This is a genomic window from Klebsiella sp. HN106, from assembly GCF_051209435.1.
Classification (GTDB): domain Bacteria; phylum Pseudomonadota; class Gammaproteobacteria; order Enterobacterales; family Enterobacteriaceae; genus Klebsiella; species Klebsiella oxytoca.
The window spans coordinates 1-287 of the sequence record NZ_JBLURD010000262.1; the positions used below are offsets into that span (position 1 = coordinate 1).

Below are 287 nucleotides of genomic sequence, written 5' to 3' on the forward strand. Positions count from 1 at the left end.
AAAACGGCTTCGCCAAACGCGATACTACGCTGCAACATCCTCGCTGCGTCTGGAACCTGCTGAAGCAGCATGTTTCCCGTTATACCCCGGATGTGGTCGAAAACATCTGCGGTACGCCGAAGGCTGACTTCCTCAAAGTCTGTGAATACATTGCTGAAACCAGCGCGCCGGATAAGACCGCATCGTTCCTGTACGCTCTCGGCTGGACCCAGCACTCCATCGGTGCGCAGAATATCCGCACCATGGCGATGATCCAGCTGCTGCTCGGCAACATGGGGATGGCGGGC

The 287-nt window shown here is 57.1% G+C and carries 1 protein-coding gene; it reads left to right on the top strand.

From position 1 onward, the window contains the following. The coding region (locus ACSIPU_RS31175) for a hypothetical protein (protein WP_435322571.1) at window positions 1-287 on the top strand (287 nt) is incomplete at both ends.